Annotated in this window: 26 protein-coding genes; 14 read left to right on the top strand and 12 right to left on the bottom strand. The window is 74.2% G+C overall.

The features are described 5' to 3' along the window. Positions 1-651: 651 nt before the first annotated feature. On the bottom strand, positions 652-1,263 hold the full coding sequence (locus BJP25_RS15935) for a TetR/AcrR family transcriptional regulator (protein ID WP_075975697.1): 612 nt from the start codon (positions 1,261-1,263) through the stop codon (positions 652-654). Between the two features lie 81 nt (positions 1,264-1,344). Here BJP25_RS15935 and BJP25_RS15930 point away from each other — a divergent pair, with 81 nt between their 5' ends. Genes BJP25_RS15930 through BJP25_RS15915 form a run of 4 tightly spaced genes read left to right on the top strand, consistent with a single transcriptional unit; the run spans position 1,345 to position 6,243 of the window. Continuing rightward, positions 1,345-2,277: an SDR family NAD(P)-dependent oxidoreductase gene (locus tag BJP25_RS15930; RefSeq protein WP_075975696.1), complete on the top strand. Its 933-nt coding sequence runs from the start codon at positions 1,345-1,347 to the stop codon at positions 2,275-2,277. After that, positions 2,277-3,887, top strand: coding sequence for an AMP-binding protein (locus BJP25_RS15925; protein WP_075975695.1), 1,611 nt, complete (start codon positions 2,277-2,279; stop codon positions 3,885-3,887). The genes BJP25_RS15930 and BJP25_RS15925 overlap by 1 nt, the downstream gene beginning before the upstream one ends. Further along, positions 3,884-4,771 carry a patatin-like phospholipase family protein gene (locus tag BJP25_RS15920; protein ID WP_075975694.1) on the top strand — a complete coding sequence of 296 codons (888 nt, stop codon included), beginning with the start codon at positions 3,884-3,886 and terminating at the stop codon, positions 4,769-4,771. The genes BJP25_RS15925 and BJP25_RS15920 overlap by 4 nt, the downstream gene beginning before the upstream one ends. After that, complete coding sequence (locus tag BJP25_RS15915; RefSeq protein ID WP_075975693.1) at positions 4,768-6,243, top strand: flavin-containing monooxygenase; 1,476 nt, start codon at positions 4,768-4,770, stop codon at positions 6,241-6,243. The genes BJP25_RS15920 and BJP25_RS15915 overlap by 4 nt, the downstream gene beginning before the upstream one ends. A 10-nt stretch (positions 6,244-6,253) precedes the next feature. Here the strand turns inward: BJP25_RS15915 and BJP25_RS15910 are convergent, their stop codons facing one another. Together BJP25_RS15910 and BJP25_RS15905 are read right to left on the bottom strand one after the other, a co-directional pair. Next, positions 6,254-6,985, bottom strand: a complete 732-nt coding sequence (locus BJP25_RS15910) for an ANTAR domain-containing protein (protein WP_233158095.1) — start codon at positions 6,983-6,985, stop codon at positions 6,254-6,256. A gap of 97 nt (positions 6,986-7,082) precedes the next feature. Then, positions 7,083-8,168, bottom strand: coding sequence for a branched-chain amino acid aminotransferase (locus BJP25_RS15905; RefSeq protein ID WP_075975691.1), 1,086 nt, complete (start codon positions 8,166-8,168; stop codon positions 7,083-7,085). A gap of 238 nt (positions 8,169-8,406) precedes the next feature. Here BJP25_RS15905 and BJP25_RS15900 point away from each other — a divergent pair, with 238 nt between their 5' ends. The 6 genes from BJP25_RS15900 (at position 8,407) to BJP25_RS15875 (ending at position 12,991) form a co-directional block, all read left to right on the top strand. Further along, positions 8,407-8,709: an urease subunit gamma gene (locus BJP25_RS15900; protein ID WP_075975690.1), complete on the top strand. Its 303-nt coding sequence runs from the start codon at positions 8,407-8,409 to the stop codon at positions 8,707-8,709. Between the two features lie 97 nt (positions 8,710-8,806). Then, the gene (locus tag BJP25_RS15895) at positions 8,807-9,118 is read left to right on the top strand and encodes an urease subunit beta (RefSeq protein WP_075975689.1); all 312 of its coding nucleotides are present in this window, start codon (positions 8,807-8,809) and stop codon (positions 9,116-9,118) included. After that, positions 9,118-10,824 (top strand): urease subunit alpha, encoded by a 1,707-nt coding sequence (locus tag BJP25_RS15890; RefSeq protein ID WP_075975688.1) that lies wholly within the window; start codon positions 9,118-9,120, stop codon positions 10,822-10,824. Before BJP25_RS15895 ends, BJP25_RS15890 begins: the two co-directional genes overlap by 1 nt. A gap of 4 nt (positions 10,825-10,828) precedes the next feature. Next, entirely contained in the window at positions 10,829-11,521 is a 693-nt protein-coding gene (locus BJP25_RS15885; RefSeq protein WP_075975687.1) for an urease accessory protein UreF, read from the top strand. 85 nt (positions 11,522-11,606) lie between these two features. Then, a complete protein-coding gene (gene ureG / locus BJP25_RS15880) occupies positions 11,607-12,260 on the top strand; it encodes an urease accessory protein UreG (RefSeq protein ID WP_075975885.1) in 654 nt (217 codons plus the stop codon). Continuing rightward, positions 12,260-12,991: an urease accessory protein UreD gene (locus BJP25_RS15875; protein WP_075975686.1), complete on the top strand. Its 732-nt coding sequence runs from the start codon at positions 12,260-12,262 to the stop codon at positions 12,989-12,991. Before ureG ends, BJP25_RS15875 begins: the two co-directional genes overlap by 1 nt. A gap of 84 nt (positions 12,992-13,075) precedes the next feature. Here the strand turns inward: BJP25_RS15875 and BJP25_RS15870 are convergent, their stop codons facing one another. From BJP25_RS15870 to BJP25_RS15855, 4 genes are all read right to left on the bottom strand, one after another. Next, positions 13,076-13,330 (bottom strand): hypothetical protein, encoded by a 255-nt coding sequence (locus tag BJP25_RS15870; RefSeq protein ID WP_198943514.1) that lies wholly within the window; start codon positions 13,328-13,330, stop codon positions 13,076-13,078. A 116-nt stretch (positions 13,331-13,446) separates the two neighbouring features. After that, positions 13,447-15,042 carry an MFS transporter gene (locus BJP25_RS15865; RefSeq protein ID WP_408607152.1) on the bottom strand — a complete coding sequence of 532 codons (1,596 nt, stop codon included), beginning with the start codon at positions 15,040-15,042 and terminating at the stop codon, positions 13,447-13,449. Continuing rightward, entirely contained in the window at positions 15,026-15,493 is a 468-nt protein-coding gene (locus BJP25_RS15860; protein ID WP_075975684.1) for a MarR family winged helix-turn-helix transcriptional regulator, read from the bottom strand. The genes BJP25_RS15865 and BJP25_RS15860 overlap by 17 nt, the downstream gene beginning before the upstream one ends. 185 nt (positions 15,494-15,678) lie before the next feature. Then, positions 15,679-16,365 carry a helix-turn-helix domain-containing protein gene (locus BJP25_RS15855; RefSeq protein ID WP_075975683.1) on the bottom strand — a complete coding sequence of 229 codons (687 nt, stop codon included), beginning with the start codon at positions 16,363-16,365 and terminating at the stop codon, positions 15,679-15,681. A gap of 125 nt (positions 16,366-16,490) precedes the next feature. On the opposite strand from BJP25_RS15855, the gene BJP25_RS15850 reads away from it, so the two are divergent. After that, entirely contained in the window at positions 16,491-17,339 is an 849-nt protein-coding gene (locus BJP25_RS15850) for a helix-turn-helix domain-containing protein (protein WP_075975682.1), read from the top strand. Here the strand turns inward: BJP25_RS15850 and BJP25_RS15845 are convergent. From BJP25_RS15845 to BJP25_RS15830, 4 genes are read right to left on the bottom strand one after another with little or no spacing between them, the layout of a single operon-like run. After that, positions 17,318-17,710: a DUF3037 domain-containing protein gene (locus BJP25_RS15845; protein WP_075975681.1), complete on the bottom strand. Its 393-nt coding sequence runs from the start codon at positions 17,708-17,710 to the stop codon at positions 17,318-17,320. The genes BJP25_RS15850 and BJP25_RS15845 overlap by 22 nt on opposite strands. Next, complete coding sequence (locus BJP25_RS15840) at positions 17,694-18,452, bottom strand: HipA family kinase (protein ID WP_075975680.1); 759 nt, start codon at positions 18,450-18,452, stop codon at positions 17,694-17,696. Before BJP25_RS15840 ends, BJP25_RS15845 begins: the two co-directional genes overlap by 17 nt. Before the next feature lie 24 nt (positions 18,453-18,476). Continuing rightward, positions 18,477-19,697, bottom strand: a complete 1,221-nt coding sequence (locus BJP25_RS15835; RefSeq protein ID WP_075975679.1) for an RNA polymerase sigma factor — start codon at positions 19,695-19,697, stop codon at positions 18,477-18,479. Next, entirely contained in the window at positions 19,697-20,041 is a 345-nt protein-coding gene (locus tag BJP25_RS15830) for a YciI family protein (protein ID WP_075975678.1), read from the bottom strand. The genes BJP25_RS15835 and BJP25_RS15830 overlap by 1 nt, the downstream gene beginning before the upstream one ends. A 277-nt stretch (positions 20,042-20,318) precedes the next feature. Between BJP25_RS15830 and BJP25_RS15825 the strand changes: the two genes are divergently transcribed. From BJP25_RS15825 to BJP25_RS15815, 3 genes are all read left to right on the top strand, one after another. Next, complete coding sequence (locus tag BJP25_RS15825) at positions 20,319-21,914, top strand: DUF2637 domain-containing protein (RefSeq protein ID WP_075975677.1); 1,596 nt, start codon at positions 20,319-20,321, stop codon at positions 21,912-21,914. A gap of 70 nt (positions 21,915-21,984) precedes the next feature. Further along, positions 21,985-22,737 (top strand): siderophore-interacting protein, encoded by a 753-nt coding sequence (locus BJP25_RS15820; RefSeq protein ID WP_075975676.1) that lies wholly within the window; start codon positions 21,985-21,987, stop codon positions 22,735-22,737. Positions 22,738-22,788: 51 nt separating this feature from the next. Further along, a complete protein-coding gene (locus tag BJP25_RS15815) occupies positions 22,789-23,226 on the top strand; it encodes a MarR family winged helix-turn-helix transcriptional regulator (protein WP_198943513.1) in 438 nt (145 codons plus the stop codon). Between the two features lie 4 nt (positions 23,227-23,230). On the opposite strand, the gene BJP25_RS15810 is transcribed toward BJP25_RS15815, so the two are convergent. Beyond that, the gene (locus BJP25_RS15810; RefSeq protein ID WP_084794049.1) at positions 23,231-24,316 is read right to left on the bottom strand and encodes a glycoside hydrolase family 3 N-terminal domain-containing protein; all 1,086 of its coding nucleotides are present in this window, start codon (positions 24,314-24,316) and stop codon (positions 23,231-23,233) included.

Below are 24,316 nucleotides of genomic sequence, written 5' to 3'. Positions count from 1 at the left end.
GAGCCTGCGTCGGGGCGCGGGGCGCGGGGCGCGGGGCGCGGGGCGCGGGGCGCGGGGCGCGGGGCGCGGGGCGCGGGACGCGGGGGAATGACTGGTGACGCGCGGGATGGTGCTGGGCTGGATTGGTGGGATGGGGGTGGCCACGGGAGGGCGGCTACATGTGCTCAGGACCGGGTGGGTGCGTGAGCGTGGGGTGGCGGTGGGCGGTGCTTGGCGTTGTGTGCGCGGGTGGTGCCAGGCGGGGGGCGTGGTGCCAACCATGGAGGCGGGGGGCGGATGTGGGTAGTGACGTCGGGAGCGGGTGAAGGTGCGGGTGCGGAGAGCGAGGGGGTGTGGAGGAGGTAGGGAAGGCGGGGTGGATGCGGGCTGCCGGGGTGGGGCGAGCGGGGCGTGGGCTCGCGGTGCTCGCGGACGGTGAGGGTGGGGAGGCGCGCTGTGGGGTGCTCAGGTGCGGCTGTTGGGGCGTCGACGACCGGTGGGACGCGGCGGTCTGCGGGTGGGTGCGCGGGTGTGATCATTGTCGTGGTGCTGGGGCGGGGGATTTGTGCATGGTGGGGGTTCGAGCGGGAGATGCGGGTGGGAGTCGCGATGTGAGGGCGCGACAAATGCCACGCCGGTGCGCGGGGCGTGGTGGTTGGTGGAGGGGGAGTGCTAGTCGCGCACCGGGTGGCGGGGGATGACAGCCAGGGTGGTGCGGATGATGTTGACCAGGCTGTCGGCGTTGACCTTGGGGTCGATGACGCTGCGGGTGGCGAGGCCGATGGCGAGGTTGACGCCTGCTTCGACGAGGTGGCGGAGGGGGACGGCTCCGGTGTCGGCGCCGATGGCGGCGAGGCGCTGTTCGATGACGCCGGTGAGGTAGTCGACGGTGGAGCGCTGGCGGTCGGCCTCCACCTTGACCAGGGCGTCCTCGGTGCGGGCGTCGAGGGCGAACTCCAGCTCCAGGCGGGGCCAGCCGCAGGCCATGGCCTCGGTGGCCCAGGCGTGCAGGCGGCCGAGCTGGTCGTCGACGTCGAGGGGTTCGGCGATCATGGCGCGGAGGGCGCCGAGCTGCTCGCTGTGGATGTCGCGCAGGACCAGCAGCGCGATCTCGGCCTTGCCCTCGAAGTTCGAGTACACGGCGCCGGTGCTGAAGCCCGCGGCCTCGGCGATGCGCGCGATGGAGGTCGCGTGGTAGCCGTCGGCGAGGAACATCTGCCGCGCGGTCCGCAGCAGCGTCTCGCGGTTGCGGGTCTGGCTCTCGACCCGGGTCAGACGCGACATGTGCTCAACTCTACAGGTTGACAGGGAACGGATCGTACCGGTATTCAAAAATCCACATTATCCCAACGGTGGGTGGGGAACATGGCTGGCATCACCCCGGTGCTCACGGCACTGGCCCGCGGTCCCCTGGCGGACTGGTTGACCAACCCGCGCGGCGGGGTCGACGAACGGGCGCTGCGCGAGGCGGTCCAGGGCAGGATCGTACTGGTCACCGGCGCCTCCTTCGGGTTGGGTGAGGCCACGGCGCGTCGCCTCGCGCACGCCGGGGCGACGGTGCTGCTGGTGGCGCGCACGGAGGACCGGCTGCGCGAGGTGGTCAAGGACCTCGCCGACGCGGGGGCCGACGCGTACGCGTACCCGACCGACCTCACCGACCTGGACGCGGTGGCCGCGCTGGTGGAGCGGGTGCTGGCCGAGCACGGGCACGTCGACGTGCTGGTCAGCAACGCGGGCAAGTCGATCCGGCGGGCCATCGACGCCTCCTACACCCGCATGCACGACTTCGAGCGCACCATCGCGATCAACTACCTCGGCCCGGTCAGGCTGGTGCTGGGCCTGCTGCCCTCGATGCGCGAGCGCCGCGGCGGGCACCTGGTCAACATCTCCACCATCGGGGTGCGCATCCCGCCCGCCCCGCGGTGGGCGGCCTACCAGGCCTCCAAGACCGCCTTCGACGTGTTCTTCCGCAGCGTCGCCGCCGAGGCCACCGCCGACGGCGTGACCGCCACGTCGATCTACATGGCACTGATCAAGACGCGGATGAGCGCGCCGACCAGGACCTTCGACAACGTCCCCGGGCTGACCCCGGCGGAGGCGGCGGAGGTCGTCTGCCGGGCCATCGTGGACAGACCCGCCAAGATCAGCCCCTGGTGGGCCGACGTGGCCGAGGTCGTCACCGCCGCCGTGCGCAGGCCGCTGGAGGTCGTGGTGAGCAGGCGGTTCGCCGTCGGCCACCAGCGCAGGCAGCAGCGCCCCGCGGGCTCCGGCCTGCCCACCCGGGAGGATGAGCTCTGATGCCGCAGCTGCCCCCGACGGCGGCCGTGCTCGGCAGCGCCGTCGCCGCGCTGGCCAGCACCGGCCTGGCCCGCCAGGCCCGGCCGCGCCACCTCAAGGCCTCGGCGCGCGCCCTGCGCACCACCGGCACCTCCGCGGCCACCCTGCTCGCCCTCGCCGCCGAGCACCGCCCCAACTACCCCGGGCTGGTCGACGACCTGGGCACCCTGACCTTCGCCGAGCTCGACGACGCCGCGCGCAGGCTGGCCCAGGGCATCGTCGAGCGCCACCGCCCGGCCCCGGGCGCCACCGTCGCCATCATGTGCCGCAACCACCGCGGCTGGGTGCTGGCGACGGTCGCGGCGGCGCTGCTGGGCGCGGACGTCGTCTACCTCAACACCGAGTTCTCCGCACCGCAGCTGGCCGGGATCTGGGCGCGGGTGACCCCCGACCTGCTGGTGGTCGACGCCGAGTTCCTGCCGCTGCTGCCCGAGTCACCGGTGCCGGTGGTCGCGGCGTGGCACGACGGCGCGGACCTGCCGGTGCCCACGGTGGACGAGCTGGTCGCCGGGCACGGCCGGTTCACCCCGCGGGGCAGGGTGCCCGCGGGGAAGGTCACCATCCTCACCTCCGGGACGACCGGCACCCCCAAGGGCGCGGCGCGCAAGCTCAGCCCCATGTCAGTGCTCAGCCCGGCGGTCACCATCATCCGCAGGACGGGGATGCGCTCGGGTGACCCGATGCACATCGCGGTGCCGCTGTTCCACGGGTTCGGCCTGGCGATGTGGGCGCTGGCGCTGTTCGTGCGCTGCCCGGTGGTGCTGCGCCGCCGCTTCGACCCCGAGCGCGCGCTGGCCGACGTCGCCGCGCACCGGGTGGCCTTCCTCGCCGTGGTGCCGGTGATGCTGCAGCGCGTCCTGGCCCTGCCGGAGCCGGTCCGGCGGGCGCACGACCTGCGGGGCCTGCGCACGGTGCTCTCCGGCGGGTCGGCGCTGCGGCCGGAGCTGGCCGAGCGGTTCATGGCCGAGTTCGGGGACGTGCTCTACAACGGCTACGGCTCCAGCGAGACCGGCATCGCCGCACTGGCCACCCCCGCGGACCTGCGCGCCGGGGCGGGCACGGTGGGCAGGCCCACGATCGGCGTGCCGATCAGGATCCTCGACGGCGACCGGGCCCCGGTGCCCACCGGCCGGTCCGGGACGATCTTCGTCGGCGGGCAGCAGCACTTCGAGGGCCACCGCACCGGGTCCACCAAGGAGGTCGTCGACGGCCTGATGGACACCGGCGACCTGGGCAGGCTCGACGCCGAGGGCAGGCTCTACGTCGAGGGTCGGGCCGACGACATGATCGTCTCCGGTGGGGAGAACGTGTACCCGCAGGAGGTCGAGGACTGCCTGGCCCGGCACCCGGCGGTCGTCGACGTGGCGGTGCTGGGCGTGGACGACGCCGAGTTCGGCCAGCGGCTCGTCGCCTACGTGGTCACCAGGGGCGCCCGGCCCACCGCCGGGGAACTGACCGCCCACGTCCGGGCCAACCTGGCCCGCTACAAGGTGCCCCGCGACGTGCACTTCCTCGACGAGCTGCCGCGCACGCCCACCGGCAAGCTGCTCAAGCGGGAGCTGCCGTCGTGACCCGGCGCGGGCTCGTCCTCGGGTGCGGCGGCACGCTCGGGCTGACCTGGTCGGTGGCCGCCCTGCACAGCCTGCGCCGGGAGCTGGGCTGGGACCCGGTGTCGGCGGAGGTCGTCGTCGGCACCTCCGGCGGCGCGGAGCTGGCGGCCATCCTGGCCGCCGGGTTCGACCTCGACGAGGTGCTGGCGGCCCGGCTCGGCAGCGCGGGCGCCCCCGAGCTGCTGCTGGAGCACTTCGCCGCCGGGCCCGGCGGGGTGCCGCCGCTGCCCCGGCCGGGGTTCGCCGCCCCCGGGTTGCTGCGGGCCCGGCTGCGCGGCCGGGTGGACGGCACCGCCGCCGCGGCCGGGCTGCTCCCGCTCGGCTCCGGGGACAACTCCTGGCTGCTGCGGCTGGGCGCGGCGCTGGCCCCGTCGGTCCAGCACCCGAACCTCATGCTCATCGCCGCCGACCGGCGCACCGGCAAGCGCGTGCCGCTGCGGGAACCGCTCGGCCCGGCGCTGGCCGCGTCCTGGGCCATCCCGGGGTGGTTCCCGCCGGTGGTGGTCGGCGGGAGGGAGTACGTCGACGGCGGCACCGTCTCGCCCACCTCGGCCGACCTGCTCGCCCCCTTCGGCCTCGACGAGGTCGTCGTGGTCGCCCCCATGACCTCGTCGGGGCCGGTCCCCGCGCGCGGCCTGGACCGGGTGGAGCGGCTGCTGCGCGGGCCGATGACCCGCAGGCTCGACGCCGAGGAGCGGGTGCTGCGGCGCACCGGCGCGCGCGTGCTGCGCGTGGAGCCGACCGCCGAGGCCCTGGCCGTGATGGGCCCCAACTTCATGGACCGGCGCCGCGTCCCCGCGGTGGCGGAGGTCGCACTGCGCACCACAGCCCGGGAGGACGCGTGAACCGCTCGTACGAGGTCCTCGTGGTCGGCGCGGGCTGCTCCGGCATCGGGGCGGCCATCCGGTTGCAGCGGCTCGGCCTGGACTTCGCGGTGCTGGAGAAGGCCGACGACTTCGGCGGCACCTGGCGGGCCAACACCTACCCCGGGTGCGCCTGCGACGTGCCCTCGGCGCTGTACTCGTTCAGCGACGCCCCCAACGCCGACTGGTCGCGCGTCTACGGCACCCAGCCGGAGATCCTGGACTACCTGCGCGCCGTGGCCCGCCGCGCCGGGCTGGCCGAGCACACCCGCTTCGGCGTGGAGATGCTGGGCGCCCGCTGGGACGCCTGCACGCAGCGCTGGCGGCTGGACACCACCGACGGCGAGTACGACGCCCGGTTCCTCGTCACCGCCCCCGGCCCGTGGAACGAGCCGCTGGTGCCCGACATCCCCGGGCTGGCGGGCTTCCCGGGCGAGGTCTTCCACTCCGCCCGGTGGAACCACGGCTACGACCTGGCGGGCAAGCGCGTGGCGGTGCTGGGCACCGGGGCCTCGGCGGTCCAGTTCGTCCCGGAGATCGCGCCGGTGGTGGGGTCGCTGCACCTGTTCCAGCGCACCGCGCAGTGGGTGCTGCCCAAGCCGGACGTGCGCGTCGCGCCCGCGCTGCGCACGCTGATGCGCGCTTTCCCCGCCACCCAGCGCTGGCTGCGCGGGGTGCAGTACGCGGCGATGGAGGCGCTGGGGACCGGCTTCCGCCACCCCCGGTTCATGCGCGTCGTGCAGGCCATCGGCCGGGCGCACCTGCGGGCGAAGGTCGCCGACCCCGCGCTGCGCGCCAAGCTCACCCCCGACTACACCATCGGGTGCAAGCGGCTGTTGTTCTCCAACGCGTACCTGCCCGCGCTGACCAGCCCCGGGGTGTCTGTGGTGGACAGCGCGGTCGCGCGGATCGACGGCAGCACCGTCACCGCCGTGGACGGCACCACCGCGGAGGTCGACGCCATCATCCTGGGCACCGGCTTCCACATCCTCGACCTGCCGTTGGCCGACCTCGTCCGCGACGGTGCGGGTCGCACCCTCGGTGAGCACTGGCAGGGCAGCCCGCAGGCCTACCTGGGCACCGTGACCGCGGGGTTCCCCAACCTGTTCACCCTGCTCGGGCCGAACCTGGGCACCGGGCACTCCTCGGCGTTCATGATCCTGGAGGCCCAGCTCGACTACCTGGGCTCCGCGCTCGCGCACGCCCGCGACCGCGGGTGGCGGGCGATGTCGGTGCGCCGGGAGGTGCAGGACGCGTTCAACGCCGAGGTGCAGCAGGCCGTGGCGGGCACCGTGTACAACACCGGCGGCTGTTCGAGCTACTACCTCGACGCCAACGGGCGCAACAGCTTCATCTGGCCGTGGTCCACGCCGCGGCTGCGCAGCCGGGTCGGCACGTTCGACCCGCGGGCGTTCACCCCGACCACCGTGGACGCGCCCGCGCAAGCGGGGTGAGCGCCGCGGGTCAGCCCAGCTCCTCGCGGCGGGTGGCGAGCGTCTCCGCGATCTCGAACAGCTTGATGTTGAGCCGCTGGGACGTGTCGCGCAGCACCGCGTAGGCGGCGTCGGCATCGATGCCGCGCCGCTGCATGAGGATGCCCTTGGCCTGCCCGATGATGTCCCTGGTCTCGATCGCGCGGCTGAGCTGCGCGACCTTGAGGTCGGCGAAGTCGACCGCCCGGGTCGCGGCCAGCGCCAGCGAGGCGTGCGTGGCCAGCAGCAGGGCCGCGTCCAGGTCGGCCGCGGTGAGCCCGCCGCCGTAGGAGTAGACGTTGAGCGCCCCGGTCAGGGTGGCTGGGCGGTCGTCGGGGAGCAGGGCCACGGCGAACACCGAGCCGAACCCGTGCTCGGCCGCCGCCGCGCCGAACCTCGGCCACCGGGGCTCGGCGGCCAGGTGGTCGCTCAGGGCGTAGGCGGGGCCCTCCGGCTTCGCCGCCTCGACGCACGGCCCCTCACCGAACTCGTACTGGAGCTCGTCGAGCTGGTCGGCCACGGGGTCGGTGGCCACCGGGGTGTGGAAGCCGCCATCGGGGTCGCGCAGCGTCACCGACACCACGTCCGCGGCCGGGACGACCCGCAGCGCGGCGTCGACCACGCGGCGCAGCACCTCGGCCACGCTCCCGGCGGCGAGCAGGCCCCGGGTCAGCCCGGCGAACTGCAGCGACAGCAGCCCGGCAGTGCCATCGGCGTCGTCCACCCCACCCACCCCGGTCACACCGCCATCCGCTTGTCTGTTCGCCACTCCCGCACCATACCGGGACGCGGCACCGGTCCCGGCGCGCGACGGGGCCGCGTCAGACCACCCGGCGCAGCCACCCCCGGGTGTCCTCGACGCGCCCGTGCTGGATGTCGAGCAGGTGGGCGCGCAGGGCCAGCGTGGTCGCCCCGGGGGCACCACCGCCTACGGTGATCGACAGGTCCGGGCCGCGGAACCCGGTGATCGGGGTGATGACCGCGGCGGTGCCGACGGCGAACACCTCGGTGATCGACCCGCTCGCACAGCCCTCGGCCAGCTCCACCACCGAGATCGGGCGCTGCACCGGGGTCAGCCCGTGCTCGACGGCGAGGTCCAGCACGCTGGCCCGGGTGACGCCGTCGAGGATCGTGCCCAGCTGCGGGGTCACCAGCTCCCCCGCCGAGGTCACCAGGGCCACGTTCATCGTGCCCGACTCCTCCACCCACCGGTGCTCGGCGCCGTCGAGGTAGAGGACCTGGTCGCAGCCGTGCTCGCGGGCCTCCAGCTGGGCGGCCAGGCCCGCGGCGTAGTTGCCGCCGCACTTGGCCGCGCCGGTGCCGCCCGCGGCCGCCCGGGTGAACTCGGCGCTGATCCACAGCGTCACCCCGACCACACCGGAGCCGAAGTACGCCCCCGCCGGGCTGGCGATCACCCCGTACTCCACCCGGTGCGCGGGCCGCACGCCCAGGAACGCCTCGCTGGCGAACATGTACGGCCGCAGGTAGAGGCTCTGCTCGCCGCCCGCGGCGGGCACCCACGCCTCGTCCGCGCGCACCAGCCCCTCGACGCTGGCCAGGAAGTCCTCCTCGGGCAGCACGGGCAGGGTCAACCGGCGCGCCGAGGCGGCGAACCGGGCCGCGTTGCGCTCGGGCCGGAACAACCACACGCTGCCGTCGGCGTGCCGGTAGGCCTTGAGGCCCTCGAAGATCTCCTGCGCGTAGTGCAGCACCGCCGCGCTCGGGTGCAGCGAGTAGGGCACCACCGGCCCCACCCTGCGGTCGTGCCAGCCGTCCTCCGGCGTCCACGTGGCCGCGGCCATGTGATCGGTGAAGTGCTTGCCGAAGCCGGGGTCGGCCAGGGCCGCCGCGCGCTCGTCGTCTGCCACCGGCCGGGTCGTGCGGTGCAGGGGGAAGTCGGCCGTCATGCGGCGGATCGTAGCGCCGGTGCCCGCCGGGGGGCGCCCTCCGCGCGTTCCGGGTCCGGCCGGTGCCGACCGGGGGCGTGACCGCGCTCCGCACCCAGCGCCCGGTCGTGGGCCGCGACTGGGCCGACCGGACCCACCCGCCGGGGTGGGCGTGCGCTCCGCTCACGGCCACCCGTCGGCTCGTTAACACCACGTGTCGCCGCCGTTCAGGTCCCACCGCCCGTGGTAAACACGGCGCATGCACCTCACGCCGCACGAGCGGGACAAGCTCCTCGTCCACGTCGCTGCGGACGTCGCCCGGCGCAGGCTGGAGCGCGGGGTGCTGCTCAACCACCCCGAGTCGGTCGCGCTGATCACCGCCCACGTGCTCGAGGGCGCCCGCGACGGCCGGACGGTCGCGGAGCTGATGGCCAGCGGCCGCACCGTGCTCGACCGCGCCCAGGTGCTGCCCGGGGTACCGGAGATGATCGAGTCGGTGCAGGTGGAGGCCACCTTCCCGGACGGCACCAAGCTGGTGACGGTGCACGACCCGATCCCCTGAGGCGCCCGGTCCGGCCCCGGGGACACCCAGGCGGGCCCACCCCGACAGCGCAGGACAGCCGAGCCAGGACAGCCGAGCCAGGACGAAGGGAGGCGCCGTGATCCCCGGCGAGATCATCCCCGGCGACGAGCCGGTGGAGCTGAACCCCGGCCGCGAGCGCACCACGATCACGGTGCTCAACGGGGCCGACCGACCGGTGCAGGTCGGTTCGCACTTCCACTTCGCCGCGGTGAACCCCGGCCTGGAGTTCGACCGCGAGGCGGCCTGGGGCAAGCGCCTCGACATCCCGGCGGGCACCTCGGTGCGGTTCGAGCCCGGTGTCGACCGCCAGGTCGACCTGGTGCCGATCGCGGGCCGCCGCGTGGTGCCCGGACTGCGTCCGGAGTGGGCGGGGGAGCTGGACAGGTGATGGACCGCGCGCGCTACGCAGCCCTCTACGGCCCCACCACCGGCGACCGCGTCCGGCTGGCCGACACCAACCTGCTCATCGAGGTGGAGGAGGACCGCTCCCGCGGCGCCCACCCCGGCGAGGAGGTGCTCTTCGGCGGGGGCAAGGTCATCCGGGAGTCCATGGGGCAGGCCAGGACCACCCGCGCCGAGGGCGCGCCCGACCTGGTCATCACCGGGGCGGTCATCCTCGACCACTGGGGCGTGGTCAAGGCCGACGTCGGCGTGCGCGACGGCCGGATCGTGGGCATCGGCAAGGCGGGCAACCCCGACACCATGGACGGGGTGGACCCGGCGCTGGTGATCGGCCCGTCCACCGAGGTGCTGGCGGGCAACGGCCGGATCCTCACCGCGGGTGGGATCGACTGCCACGTCCACTTCATCACCCCCACCCTCACCGACCAGGCCCTCGCCTCCGGGCTCACGACGCTGATCGGCGGCGGCACCGGCCCGGCCGACGGCACCAAGGCCACCAGCCTGACCCCCGGCGCCTGGAACCTGGGCCGGATGCTCCAGGCGATGGACCACCAGCCGGTCAACGTGCTGCTGCTGGGCAAGGGCAACACCACCAGCGAGGAGGCGCTGCACGAGCAGCTGCGCGCGGGCGCCGCCGGGTTCAAGCTGCACGAGGACTGGGGCACGACCCCGGCGGCGATCGACACCTGCCTCACGGTCGCCGACCGGTCCGGGGTGCAGGTCGCCATCCACACCGACACCCTCAACGAGGCCGGGTTCGTCGAGTCGACGCTGGCCGCCATCGCGGGCCGCTCGATCAACGCCTACCACACCGAGGGCGCGGGCGGCGGGCACGCGCCCGACATCATCCGGGTCGTCGGTGAGGCGAACGTGCTGCCCTCGTCCACCAACCCGACCCGGCCGCACACGGTGAACACCATCGACGAGCACCTGGACATGCTCATGGTGTGCCACCACCTCAACCCGTCGATCCCGGAGGACCTGGCGTTCGCGGAGTCGCGGATCCGCCCGTCGACCATCGCCGCCGAGGACGTGCTGCACGACCTCGGCGCCATCTCGATGATCGGCTCGGACTCGCAGGCCATGGGCCGCATCGGTGAGGTCGTCCTGCGCACCTGGCAGACCGCGCACGTGAACAAGGCCCGGCGCGGGGCGCTGGCCGGGGACGGCGCCGCGGACAACCTGCGCGCCCGCCGCTACGTCGCCAAGTACACGATCAACCCGGCGCTCTCGCACGGGATCGCCGAGCACATCGGCTCGGTCGAGGTGGGCAAGCTCGCGGACCTGGTGCTGTGGGAGCCGAAGTTCTTCGGCGTGCGCCCGCAGGTCGTGCTCAAGGGCGGGTTCATCGCCTGGGCGGCGATGGGCGACGCCAACGCCTCCATCCCCACCCCGCAGCCGGTGCTGGCCCGCCCGATGTACGGCGCCGCCCCCACCCCCGCCGCCGAGACCAGCCTGGTCTTCGTCGCGCAGGAGGTCGACGACGACCTGGCCGACCGGTGGAGCCTGCGCACCCCGCTCGCCCGCATCGCCGACACCAGGCGGGTCGGCAAGGAGCACATGCTGCTCAACGACACGACCCCGGACGTGCGCGTGGACCCCGACAGCTTCGCGGTGACCATCGACGGCGAGCCGGTGGTGGCGGACCCGGTCTCCGAGCTGCCGATGGCGCAGCGCTACTTCCTGTTCTGAGCGCATGTCCACCGCGAACCCCGCACGGCTCGGCGTCGTCGCCCTGCTGCTGGCCGACTCCCGCTACCCCGGTGGCGGGCACGTGCACTCCGGCGGGCTGGAGGAGGCGGTCGCCCGCGGCTTCGTCGTCGGGGAGCGGGAACTGCCGTCGTTCCTGCTGGGCCGGTTGCGCACCGCGGGGGAGCTGGCGGCGGTGTTCGCCGCCGCGGCCGCCCTGCTGCCACCGGACTGGGCGCTGCTGGACGCCGAGCTCGACGCCCGCACGCCGTCGACCGCCCAGCGCACCGCCTCCCGGGCGCAGGGCCGCGGCACGATGCGCGCGGGGGTGCGGGCGTGGCCGTCCCCGGTCCTCGACGCCCTGCTGCGCGCCACGCCCCGCCCGCACCACCCCATCGCGCTCGGGGCGCTGACCGGCGTCGCGGGCGGGTCGCCCGCGGACGCCGCGGCGGTGGCGGGGTACCTGGCCGTCAGCGGGCCCGCGTCGGCCGCGGTGCGGCTGCTGGGGCTGGACCCGTTCGCCGTCAACGCCATGGTGGCCGACCTGTCCGACGAACTCGGCGCGCAGGCGCTGCGCGCCGCCGGGACCGCGGGGCTCGCCCCGCACGACCTGCCCGCCCCGGGCTCCCCGGGGCTGGACCTGCTGGCCGAGGCGCACGCCCGCCAGCACACCGAGGAGGTGCGTCTCTTTGCCAGCTGACCAGCACGACCACGCCCACCCGGACGGTCACGAGCACCCGGAGGGCCAAGGGCACACCGGCCACGGGCACGGCCACACCCACGCGGTGAACTTCGACCCGACGGCGGCGGACCCGGACAACCACGCGGCGACCCCCACCTCGGGCCGGGCGTTCCGCATCGGCATCGGCGGTCCGGTCGGCAGCGGCAAGACCGCGCTCACCGCGGCGCTGTGCCGGGCGCTGTCGGCGGAGGTGGAGCTCGCCGTGGTCACCAACGACATCTACACCACCGAGGACGCCGACTTCCTGCGTCGCGCCGGGGTGCTCGACACCGACCGCATCGAGGCCGTGCAGACCGGGGCCTGCCCGCACACCGCCATCCGCGACGACATCACCGCCAACCTCGACGCGGTGGAGGCGTTGGAGGAGCGCCACAGCGGGCTGCGGTTGGTGATCATCGAGAGCGGCGGGGACAACCTCACCGCCGTGTTCAGCCGCGGTCTGGTCGACGCGCAGGTGTTCGTCGTGGACGTGGCGGGCGGGGACAAGGTGCCGCGCAAGGGCGGCCCGGGGGTCACCACCGCCGACCTGCTGGTCATCAACAAGACCGACCTGGCCCCGCTGGTCGGCGCGGACATGGACGTGATGACCTCCGACGCCCACCGGATGCGCGGCGACCTGCCGGTGATCACGCAGTCGCTGGTCACCACCCCGGACGCGCCCGACGTCGCGGCCTGGGTGCGCGGGCTGCTGGCCTGATGCGCGCCCGGGCGCGGCTGGTCGTCGAGCGGGTGGGCGACCGCGCGGTGGTGCGCGAGCTGGTCTCGGTCTCCCCGATGACCCTGCTGCCCCAGCGCGGGACCGGGCCCGTGGCGGTGGTCCACCTGGTCAACTCCGCCGCCGCCCCGCTCGGCGGTGACGACCTGGGCCTCGACGTGCTGGTGGGGCCGGGGGCCCAGTTGCGGCTGGTCGGGGTCGCCGCCACCGTCGCGCTGCCCGGTACCGGCCGCAGCACCGCGCGCACCACCCTGTCGGTCGCCGACGGCGGCGAGTGCGAGTACCTGCCGGAGCCCACGGTCGTCACCCGGCACGCCGACCACCACGCCGTGCTGCGGGTGGCGCTGGCGGGGTCGGGGCGCGTCCGGTTGCGGGAGGTGCTGGTGCTGGGCCGCAAGGGCGAGGCGCCCGGGCACCTGACCACCGAGACGCACGTGACCAGGGACGGGCGCCCCGTGCTGCGCCAGTCGCTGGTGATCGGTGACCCGGTCGCGGACCAGGCCTTGGCCGGCCTGGCGGGCCACCGGGTGCTGGCCACCGAGGTCGGCGCGGGCCATGCGGCGCCGCCGGTGCGCAGCGGCGAGTGGCACTCGCTGGTCCCCCTGGAGGGGGGCTACCTGGCCACGGCGCTGGCCGACGACGCGGTGACCGCCGCCGCGCGGCTGGCCGAGGCCCTCACCGGGCTCGACCAGCCCGCGGCGGCCGCGCCGTGACTGCGGGTGCTGCGACAACGCGCGCTGCGGCGACGGGCACCGCGACAACGGGCACCGCGGCCCGCTGGGCGGTGACCGGCCGGGTCAGCGGTTCTTGACGACGTTGGCGCCGAGCCACCCGACGTAGCCCAGGGCACCCAGCAGGCCGAGCTTGCGGGTCTTGGCGGTGCTGAGCGCCAGGCCCAGGGCCAGTTCGGTGGCGCCGTTGCGGTACACCCACTGCTGGGTGTCCTTGGGGAAGGCCTTCACCGTGATCCCCAGGAACGCCTTGGGCGCGACGAAGTGCGCGGCGCCGGTTCCGGCGAGCAGCAGACCAGCGGTCTTGGCGGACAGTGCCATGGTGCGAATCCCTTCCCTCATCTCCGAGCACCCGAACCTTACTGTCAAGTAGGTCCGAGTGGAACACCGCCGACACCGCGGGCGTGGCGGTGTCGGCGGTGCGGCGGGTGTGGACCTCAGACGGCCGCCTCGGCGGCTTCCCGCTCCTGGCGCTGGAGACCGGTGGTGGTGAGCAGCGGCTTCTCCTTGATGAGCAGGATGGCCACCACGGTGATCACCGACAGCGCGGCCGAGATCAGCAGGATCGTGGCGGTGGCGTCGCCGTAGGCGGCGCGCACCACCGCGGCGATGGGCGCGGGCAGCTCGTTGAGGGTGCCGATGCCCGCCGACGACCCACCCGCGGGCACCGCGACACCGAGGGCGGCCAACCCGTCGGCGGTCAGCGCGCTGACCCGGCTGGCCAGGATGGCGCCGAGCACGGACACGCCCACCGTGCCGCCCAGCGAGCGGAAGAACGCGACGGTGGAGCTGGCCGCGCCCAGGTCGCCCGCGGCCACGGTGTTCTGCACCGCGAGCACCAGGTTCTGCATCGTCATGCCCAGGCCGAGGCCGAGGACGAACAGGAAGGTGCCGATGAGCACCATGTTCGTCGCGTGGTCGATGGTACCCAGCAGGCCGAAGCCGCCGACCATGAGCACCGACCCGGTGACCAGGAACGCCTTCCACCTGCCCAGGCGGGTGATGAGGATGCCGGACCCGGTCGACGACAGCATCGAGCCGATGATCATCGGCAGGGTGAGCAGGCCCGCCGCGGTGGGGGAGTAGCCGCGGGCGATCTGGAAGTACTGGCCGAGGAATACGGCGCTGCCGAACAGGGCGGTGCCGACGGCGATGCTCGCGGTGGTGGCCAGCGCGGTGGTGCGGTCCCGGAACAGCCGCAGCGGGATGATGGGCTCCGCCGCCCTGGTCTCCACGTACACCGCGCCCGCCAGCAGCACCACGCCCAGGCCCGCCAAGGCCAGCGAGGTGGCCGAGCCCCACGCGAACTGGTTGCCCGCCAGGGTCACCCAGATCAGCAGGGCGCTCACACCCGCGGCGATCAGCGCCGCGCCCAGGTAGTCGACCGTGACGTCGCGCTTGACCAGCGGGAGCGTGAGGGTGCGCTGCACGACCAGCAGGGAGACCACGGCCAGCGGCACGCAGACGAAGAAGCACCAGCGCCAGCCCAGCCAGCTGGTGTCGACGATGACGCCGCCGAGCAGCGGGCCCGCCACGGTGGCCACCGACATCACCGCGGCGATGGGACCGGAGTACTTGCCCCGCTCCCGCGGGCTGATCATCGCCGCGATCACGATGACCACCAGCGCCTGCAGGCCGCCCAGGCCCAGGCCCTGCAGCACCCGCCACGCGATCAGGGTGCCGACCGACTGCGACAGCCCGGCCAGCACCGACCCTGCGGTGAAGATGAGGATCGCGACCTGCACCAGCAGCTTCTTGCTGACCAGGTCGGAGAGCTTGCCCCAGATCGGGGTGCTGGCCGTGGAGGCCAGCAGGGTCGCGGTGACCACCCAGGTGTACTGGCTCTGCGTGCCGTGCAGGTCGGAGATGATCGTCGGCAGGGCGTTGGAGACGATGGTCGAGGACAGGAAGGCGGTGAGCATCGCCAGCAGGAGCCCGGTCAGGGCCTCGACGATCCGGCGGTGGTCCATCCGGCCGCTCTCCTGCGCGCTGAGCGGCGCGGCGGTGGGGGCCGCCTCAGTGGGCGTGGTCAAGACAGTTCTCCTCGTCGTTCACCAGGTGTCCGCGCACGTCCGCGGACAACCTGCGCAGCAGGGACAGCAAGAGGTCGGCGTCGGCCTGGTCCCAGCCCGCGAGGGCGTCGCGGAACCAGGCGGCGCTCTGGAGCCTGCGCCTGTGCAGGCAGGCCCGGCCCTCGTCGGTGAGGTCGAGCAGGCTCGCGCGCCCGTCGAGCGGGTCCGGCCGCCTGCGCACCAGCCCGGCGGCGAGCAGCGGGGTCACCTGCCTGCTCACCACCGAAGGGTCCACGCCCAAGGTGGCCGCCAGCCTGCCCAGCCGCTGTTCGCCGTGCCGGTCGAGCAGCGCGAGCAGCGTCGCGGGCGCGGCGGGCAGGTCGTCGGACAGCGCGTGCTGCGCCGACCGCGCGGACCGGACCAGCGCGCGGACCACCTCGATCAGGTCCGACACCGTTGTCGTGGCGATCATGTCGCCTCCCCATCAGTTGATACCTGCAACTGTAGGGAGTTTGGTTGAGGAATACAACTATGTCCGGTGTGAGCTGCGGAACTCCTCCTGACCGGTTCGCGCCGCAGCGGAGGTGCCGGGGGTTCGTCGGGTTTCACTGTGGAGTTGTCAAGGTGCGGGTGGTGCCCAGCGGTTCCGGGCGTGCGTCACGGGACGTCGTTGGGAGGACGGGCGTGGGTGAGCAGTGTCGCCACCTGCGCCAGGTACGGCGCGGTGGCCGACGGGGTCTCCAGGATGATCGTCATCGTGTTGTGCTCGGCGTGGACGACGGGGTGGAAGTGGGGGATGTGCAGGAGGTGGAACGAGTGCGGCGGGCTGTTGTGGCCTGCGGGCACGATGTGGACGTCACCGGTGAGGGACGTCAGGTGGCGCGCTGACCGCGGATCGGACAGCGCTCGTTCGTGGATGAGGTGGGTCGTGGCGGGGTCTGCCCCCGTGTGGTCGAAGTCGTGCGGGCGCCGGGGTTCTGGGACGTGGGTCGCGCTGTAGGTGGTGACCGAGTCGGCCAGGTCGAGCAGGGTCGGCAGGGGTGACGGGGTGTCTGATGTGTTGTCGTGCAGCCAGTTCTGCTTGTCCACTTCGGAGGCCAGTGCGTAGAGCGAGCGCCTGCGGAGGGCGGGGACGTCGAGGAAGGCGCAGAGCGCGCCTATCTCCAGGGCGGTCGGTGGTCGTCGACCGGTCATGACGCGGTTGACCATCGCCGGGGACATGGACATGAGGGTGGCGAGGGTGCGGGTCGTCATCCCGGCTGCGGTGCGCGCGGCGTCGAGTTCGCGGGCGAGGACAAGGGCGCGCAGCGTCCTGGCGCGGACGGGAGACAGGGCGGTGGACATGGGAGACCCCCGGGGTCGGAGAACGGGTGGAGTGGAGCAGATGGGCCGTATGGAGTAACCTCTTATCAAGGTACTTTGGAGCACGCTCCAAAGTCAGTCGCTCGATCGGGTGGAGTGGAGACGCCGTGGAGGCTGCGAGCCCGACAGTGCTCAAGCGGTGGCTGGCCGCCGAGCTGCGGCAGCGGCGGGTGGCCGCCGGGGTGACCCGGGAACAGGCCGCGGCCCAGGTGCGCGGGAGCGTGCAGAACATCGGCCACATCGAGAACGGGCGGTCGTTGCCCGGCCCCCTGGAGCTGGAGCGCCTGCTGGAGTTCTACGGCGCGGGCGACCGCGCGGAGTTCTGGCTGGGTGTCCGCGAGCGCGCCAAGCGGGGCAAGGACTGGTGGGCCCCGTTCGACGGCTCGCTGGTGCCCGCCGACCGCGGCCTGTTCCTCGGGCTGGAGTCCAGCGCCACCGCGATCGAGGGGTGGGACGCCCAGCTCGTGCCCGACCTGCTCCAGACCCCGGAGTACGCCCTGGCGGCCATCCAGGGCGGCACCCCCGGGCGGACGCTGCCCGAGGTCGCCGGGCTGGTGGAGCTGCGGATGGCCCGGCAGCGGGTGGTGCTGGGCGGGCGGGCGCCGGTGCGCCGGGTGGTGGCGGAATCCGCGCTGCGGTGGCAGGTCGGGGACCGGGAGGTGCTGCGCTCCCAGCTCGCGCACCTGGTCGACGTGGTGCGCAGGCCGGAGGTGGAGGTGCGGGTCCTGCCGTTCGCCGCCGGGGTGGCGCCCACCGGGTCGTTCGACGTGCTGTCGTTCCCCGAGGAGGTGGGGGACCGCACGGCGGTGCACGTCGACACCGAGGTGGCCGACCTGCACTTCGAGGAACCCGAGCGGGTGCGGCGGTACCGGGGCGCGCTGGAGCGGTTGCGGGACAGGGCGTTGGGGCCCGAGGAGTCGGTGGACTACATCCGTCAGGTCGCCGCGGGGTCCTGAAGCAGCACCAGGCTCGCGAACATCCGCTCCAGCTCGGCCTCCGGGTCGTCGGTGAGGCCGGTGTGCGTCGGTGAGGTCTGCACCAGCGTGCTGCGCGGCGCGGTGAGCCAGCGGAAGCGCTGCGACGGCGGGATGGAGGTCACCGGGCCCGCCTCGCCCGCGCAGGTCGACGTGAGGCCCGCCAGCACCTCCGCCAGCACCGCGGTGTCGATGCCCGGGTCCAGCGCGCGCAGCCGGGCCTCGTCCACGTGGGTGCGGCAGCCCAGGTAGTCCAACGCCTTGCAGTGCACCAGGACGCCGATGTTCATCGCCTCGCCGCGGTCCTGGCGGGGGACGGCGCGCAGCAGCGCGTACTCAAACACGTGCGGCACGCGCGGCCTCCAGTTCCCCGGTCCACTCGGCCGCGGTGGCCAGGCGGGCGGTGAAGAAGTCGTGGTAGGCCCGGCGGGTGTCCGCCGGGTCCGGGAAGCCGAGCAGCCACTCGTCGGGCACCTCGGCGAGCAGGCCGTCCAGCACGTCCAGGTCGACCTCGGCGGCCAGGTTCGCGACCTCGCCCGCCACCGGCAGCATCACGTGGTCGCCCGCGTCCCAGCGGTAGCGCGGCGCGGGCGACCAGCCGGGGCCCCAGCGGTGGTGCGGGTAGAGCGCGGCGCCGTGGTCGATCAGCCACGTCTGCCGGTGCCACAGCAGCAGGTTGGGGTTGCGCCAGCTGCGGTCGACGTTGAGCACCAGCGCGTCGAACCACAGCAGCCGGGCCGCCTCGACCGGGCCGGGGTCGCGCACCAGCGGGTTGTAGTCGAACGAGCCGGGCAGGAAGTCGAGCCCGAGGTTGCGCCCGCCGCTGGCGCGCAGCAGCTCCTGGACCTCCTCGTCCGGCTCGGTGCGGCCCAGCTCCGGGTCCAGCTCGACGAAGACCAGCTCCGGCACCCGGAACCCCAGCGACCGGGCCAGCCCGCCGACGACCTGCTCGGCCACGAGCGCGCGCGGGCCCTGCCCGGCGCCGCGGAACTTGACCACGTACATGCCCAGGTCGTCGGCCTCCACCAGGCCGGGTAGGGAGCCGCCCTCGCGCAGCGGCGTCACGTAGCGGGTCGCGGTGACGGTTCTGGGCACCGGGGAATCATGCCGGGTGCCCGACTACCCGCGGGCCACCGCCTCCCCCGCGGCCAGCAGGCGCGCCCGCTCGACCGCGTTGCCGGTGCGCTCGGCCGCGGCGGCGTACGCGGCGGCTGCCTCCCCGGTGCGGCCCAGGCGGCGCAGCAGCTCGGCGCGCAGGGTGTGCGCCGGGCCGAAGTGGTCCAGGCCGACGCGGTCCACCTCGGCCAGCGCGGCACCCGGCCCGTGCACCTCGGCGAGCGCGACGGCGCGGTTGAGCGCCACCACCGGCGTCGGGGTCAGGCGCAGCAGGTGGTCGTAGAGCGCGAGGACCTGCCGCCAGTCGGTGGCCGCCGCGCTCGCCGCGTCGCTGTGCACGGCCTGGATCGCCGCCTGCACCTGGTAGGGCCCCGGTCGGCCGCGGCGCAGGCAGCGGCGGACGAGCTCCTGGCCCTCGCGCACCAGGTCGGCGTCCCAGCGGCCGCGGTCCTGGTCGGCCAGCAGCACCGCGGTGCCGTCGGGCGCGGTGCGCGCGGGGCGGCGGGACTCGGTGAGCAGCATCAGCGCGAGCAGCCCCAGCGCCTCCGGTTCGTCGGGCATCAGCTCCACCAGCAGTCTGCCGAGCCGGACCGCCTCGGCGCACAGCTCCCGGCGCACCAGGCGGTCGCCGGAGCTGGCCGTGTGCCCCTCGGTGAACACCAGGTACACCACCGCGAGCACGCCGCCGACCCGCTCGGGCAGGTCGGCCTCGTGCGGCACCCGGTAGGGGATGCCCGCCTTGCGGATCTTCGCCTTGGCGCGGGTCACCCGCTGGGCCATCGTCGCCTCCGGCACCAGGAACGCGGCGGCGACCTCGGCGGTGGTCAGGCCGCCGAGCAGCCGCAGCGTCAGCGCGACGCGGGCGGGCACGGCGAGCGCGGGGTGGCAGCAGGTGAACAGCATCCGCAACCGGTCGTCGCGCACGGCCCCCTCCTCCTCGGGCGGGTCCTGCTCGGCGGTCAGCAGCGCGTGCGCGGCGGCCTGGCGGGCGCCGCGGGTGGACTCGCGGCGCACCCGGTCGAGCGCCTTGTTGCGGGCCGTGGTGATGATCCAGGCGGCCGGGTTGGGCGGTTCGCCCGATCCGGGCCAGCGGCGCACCGCCTCCGCGAACGCCTCCTGGACCGCCTCCTCGGCGAGGTCGATGTCGCCGAGGGAGCGGACCAGGGACGCCACCGCGCGGCCGTGCTCGGCGCGGAACACCGCGGCGACGCGGTCGGCGGGCATCAGCGGCCGACGAACGGGCGCACCTCGACCGGCAGGCCGAGCACCCGCGCCAGCTTGGTGCCCCAGCGCAGCGCCTCGTCGAGGTCGGCGGCCTCGATGATGCTGAAGCCGCCCAGGTGTTCCTTGAGCTCGACGAACGGGCCGTCGGTGACGAGCACGTCGTCGCCGTCGGCGCGCAGCACGGTAGCGGTCTCCGGGGCCTCCAGGCCGTTGCCGAAGACCCAGGCGCCCGCGGCGCGCAGTTCGTCGTTGAGCTCCTCGACCTGGCGCATGATCTCGGTGAGCGCGGCCTCGTCGGGCATCTCGCCGGGCGGCTGGAAGATGCTGAGCAGGTACTGCGACATGGTGTTCCTCCTGTCGTGGTGGGGTGGTCCCACCTCCCAGACGAACGGCCCGCCCCGGTATCGACAGGGTGGCTGCGGCTTTTTGCGGGGTGGCGGCTACTGTGACGTTCGGTGTGTCGCGCCGAGGCGGAGATAACAGGCCGAAAACGAACGAGTCAAGATCGGGCCCCTGCGGTAGCCCGATGGTGCTCTGACTTCACTCGTCCGACACAGTGCACCTACCCCGAAGAGTCACGCCCCCACTCGTCAGCCGTCTACAGCCGGGAGGACCGCGCAGGTGAGCCAGGAGAGCGCCCTCGATCCGGCCCACGCGCTCGCGTTGGCCGGACGAGCCACCATCGCTGACAAGATCCGCTACGCGTGCGAGCAGGTCGACCCGCCCACCACCCACGGTGTCCAGCAGTTCCTGGACGCCTACGGGGTCACCACCGCCCGGTCCTACGCGACCAACGTCATCGAGACCTGGCGGCGGGAGAACCAGCTCGGTGACACCGGTGACCTCGTCGCGCTCAGCCCCGGGCTGCTCGCCGAGCTGGACGCGCTGCGCACCGGCACCGGGTCGTCGAACGGGTCCGCGAACGGAGCGACGAACGGGTCGTCGAACGGCGCGGCCGACGGCGCGGCGAAGGCCGCGACCAACGGCTCGGCGAACGGCGCGGCCAAGGCGGCCACCAACGGCTCGGCCACCAACGGCTCGGCCAAGCAGGGCAGGGCCGCCAACGGCACCCCGGCCAAGGCGCGGACCAGGACCAAGGGCAAGAGCACCAACGGCACCGCGGCCGCCACCGGCGCCACCGCGGTCGGCGCGGAGGCGGTCGCGGCGGACGGCGCCGCGGCCGAGGGCGTGGCGGACGTTCCCGTGGCGGGCGTCCCCGGCGTGGACACCCCGGCAGACAAGGACACCACAGACAACATGGACACCGCGGTCGAGACGGGCAAGGCCGAGCAGGCCCGCCCGGCGGACGCCACCGAGGTCTTCGGCAAGGTCGACCCCGCCGCGCGCGCGGCGGCCGAGGACGACTCCCCGACCCTGGTCACGCTGACCCCCGTGCGCGACGACGCCGACACCCCGGCCGAGGCCGGGCCGGTCGACCTGTCGTGGCTCGACGAGGGCGTCGACAAGCCCGAGGAGGCCGGGCCCGCGGACGAGGCCGAGCAGGCGCGCGACGCCGACGCGGGCGCCGAGCGGGCGGACGAGCGCCCCGCGGGCAAGGACCTCGTCGTCGCCGAGCCCGCCGCGCCGCCCGTGGAGCCGGTGACCGCGCACGCCGAGCGCGTCGCCGCCGCGCCGGTGGACCCGTCGCCGGTGGCGGCCGCGCTGCCCAGGGTGCCGGTGGCGCTGTCCTGGTCGGCCAACATGGCCTGGATCGTCGTGCTCGTCGCGGCCATGGGCATCTCCTGGTGGTCGCTGTTCGAGTACGCCCGCAGCTTCAGCATCCCGACCCCGCTCGCCGCGGTCGTGTCGCTGGTGTTCGACGCCTCCGCGCTGATCGTGGCGGGCTTGGCGCACCGCTACGCCCTCTCGCCCTACTCCGGCGCCGGGCCGCGCATCGCGCTGCTGCTCCTGCTGGCCGGGTCGTGCTACCTGAACTGGGAGCACGCCGCGGGCAAGGGCTACGGCATCGAGGCCTCGATCATGTTCGCCGCGCCCGCCGCGGTCGGCATCCTGCTCTTCGAGCTGCACATCGGCTGGCACTCGCGCTCGGAGCGGCGCGCCCGCGGCCGGGTGGCCCGCTCGCTGCCGGTGATCGGCGCCTGGGGCTGGTTCCTGCACCCGCTGCAGAGCGTCACGACCCTCTGGCGGGTCACCGCGGCCCGCGGCCGGTCGGTGCGCGAGGCGGAGCTGAGCAGCATCGAGAGCGCCCGCCCCTGACCGGCGGCTCGCCAACCGGAGCCTCCCAGGAGTAAGTTAGGCTTACCTAACACACCTGGGAGGCTCCGCCGTGCCAGCCCCGCAGCGCACCCGACCGGTGCACACCCTCACCGTCACCCGCACCGAGTGGATCACCCCGCACATGGTGCGGGTCTGGGCGGGCGGCCCCGGCCTGGCGGCCGTGGCCGACAACGGGTTCACCGACAATTACGTCAAGCTGCTGTTCTTCCCCGACGGCAGGCCGGAGGGCCCGCTCGACGCCGCCGAGCTGCGCGCGTCCGGCAACCTGGTCACCCGCACCTACACCATCCGCCACCGCACCCCCGACGAGCTGGCGATCGACTTCGTCCACCACGGCGACACCGGCCTGGCCGGGCCGTGGGCGGCGGCGGTGCGCCCCGGCGAGGAGTTCTCCTTCATGGGCCCCGGCGGTGCCTACCGGCCGGACGACTCCGCCGACTGGCACCTGTTCGCCGGTGACGCCGCCGCGCTGCCCGCGATCGGCGCCGCCATCGAGTCGCTGCCCGCGCACGCGGTGGGCGTGGCCTTCCTGGAGGTCGACGACAGCGCCGAGGAGCAGAAGTTCGTCACCGAGGCCGCTGTGGACATCCGCTGGGTGGCGCCCGGGACGCTGGTGGACGCGGTGCGGGAGTACCCGTTGCCCGCCGGGCGGGGTCATGCGTTCGTGCACGGCGAGACCGGTGCGGTGAAGCAGTTGCGCTCGGTCCTCGCGGACGTGGACCAGCTGTCGATCTCCGGGTACTGGCGCCGGGGCATGGCCGAGCCGGAGTTCCAGGCGGCGAAGCGCACAGACCCGGTGTGAGCCGTCCGGGCTAGGATCGGGGTTCGCCCTCGACGCTTGGAATGAGGCTCCGTGGCCACCGAAGACGCGCTCCCCGGCCTGGAGGCGGAGCTGACGGCGATGTGGCGCCGCGCCCGCGCCGCCGTCCGCGACTCGGCGCGCACGCTGCACCCGAGGCTGGACCCGACCGTCTACCCGCTGCTGGTGCTGGTGCTGCACACCGGTCCGCTGCGGATGTCGGAGGCGGCGTCGCGGCTGTCGCTGGACAAGTCGACGCTGAGCCGCCAGGTGGACGCCGCCGTCCGCCTGGCGCTGCTGGAGCGGGTCATCGACCCCAGCGACGCCCGCGCCCGGTTGGTGCAGCTGACCCCGAGCGGGCACAAGGGGTTGACGGCGCTGCTGGACGACCAGCGCTCGCGGTGGCGCGCGGCGCTGGCCGAGTGGGACCAGCACGAGGTGGAGCTGCTGACCGGGCTGCTGCACAAGCTGGGCGGCACCGGGGTCGCCTGAGCGGTCAGGGCAGGCTCGCGCGCAGGGCCAGGACGCGGTCGGTGGACGCGGTGAACTCGGCCCGGTCGAGGGTGCCGCCGGTGTAGGCGGTGGACAGCGCGGTCACCACCTGGTCGCCCTGGCCGGTGTCGCGGGCCGAGGCGAGGATGAGGTCGACACCGGCCTGGGCGCAGAGCACGGCGCGGTTGCCGGTGCCGCCGTAGGCCTGGAGAGCACCGGCCTCCAGCGCGTCGGAGATGGTGACGCCGCGGAAGGCGTGGCCTTGGCGCAGTTCGCCCTGGACGACGGTGCGGGACAGGCCCGCCGGGCGGTTCGGGTCGAGCGCCGGGTACACCGCCCAGGACAGCATGACGAGCTTCACCCCCACCGACACCGCGGCGTCGTAGGGCGGTTCGTCCTTCGTGCGCAGGTCCGACAGCGTGGTGGACACGGTGACCGGGCGCAGGTCGGTGTTCTCGGTGGCGGCCGCGGGTCCGAGGCCGGGGAAGTGCTTGGCCGTGGCGGCGACGCCGGTCGCCTGCTGGGCCTGGATGAAGGTCCGGCTCAGCACCCCCACCGAGGCGGAGTTGGTGGAGTACGAGCGGCCGTACTGGTCCATGAGGTCGCCCGGGGTGCGGTAGACGTCCGCGACGGGCGCCAGGTTGACGTTCATGCCGACACCGCGCAGGTTGTTCCCCGCCGACGTTCCCGCGTCCGCGGCCGCCGTCGTGCCCAACTGCCCCACCTGCTTCTGCGACAGCTCCGGAGCGCCAGGCAGGCGGCGGATCTGCCCGCCCTCCTGGTCGGTCATCAGCAGCAGGGGGGTGGGGACCGGGCTCGCGGCCGCGGCTTGGCGCAGCTGCGCGACGACACCGGCGATCTGGGTGGGGCTGGAGATGTTCTCGCCGAAGAAGATGACCCCCGCCGCCTCGCCCGCGCGGACGCGGTCCAGCAGCGACTGCGGCGGCACGAGCCCGGGGTAGGAGTAGACGACACGCTGCCCGGCCAGTTGCCGCGCGGTCAGGGCGACGGCGGCCTCGGCGGGGCTGTGCAGCGCCGGGGGAGCGGCCAGGGCCGCCGCGGTCAGGACCGGTACCAGCCAGCGTCGCAC

Source organism: Actinokineospora bangkokensis, assembly GCF_001940455.1.
In the GTDB taxonomy this organism is placed as follows: domain Bacteria; phylum Actinomycetota; class Actinomycetes; order Mycobacteriales; family Pseudonocardiaceae; genus Actinokineospora; species Actinokineospora bangkokensis.
This window is presented reverse-complemented; position numbering and strand designations above follow the sequence as displayed.